This window comes from Anaerococcus lactolyticus ATCC 51172 (assembly GCF_000156575.1).
Lineage (GTDB): Bacteria > Bacillota > Clostridia > Tissierellales > Peptoniphilaceae > Anaerococcus > Anaerococcus lactolyticus.
The window spans coordinates 1-241 of the sequence record NZ_GG666141.1 but is presented as its reverse complement, the minus strand read 5'-3'; the positions used below and the strand labels follow the sequence as shown (position 1 = coordinate 241).

1 protein-coding gene is annotated in these 241 nt (G+C 55.2%); it reads left to right on the top strand.

Annotated features, from left to right (window positions below; all coding sequences use genetic code 11):
- Nucleotides 1-51: 51 nt before the first annotated feature.
- On the top strand, nt 52-241 hold a 190-nt coding region (locus HMPREF0072_RS11565; RefSeq protein WP_155811913.1), incomplete at its 3' end, for an ATP-binding cassette domain-containing protein.

The following is a 241-nucleotide window of genomic DNA, read 5'->3' as shown; positions in this document are numbered from 1 at the left end:
GCCGAGGTTACTTTATCTAGCCACGGGCAACCACGCTAAATAAGAAGAATAATGATTAAACTTTCTAACATCACTAAAGTGTTCCAGCAGGGTTCGCGCACCATTACCGCGCTCTCTGACGTGACCCTTCACGTCCCTGCCGGGCAAATCTATGGCGTTATCGGCTCTTCCGGCGCCGGCAAAAGCACGCTGATCCGCTGCGCCAACATGCTTGAGCGCCCTACCTCCGGCCAGGTGCTGG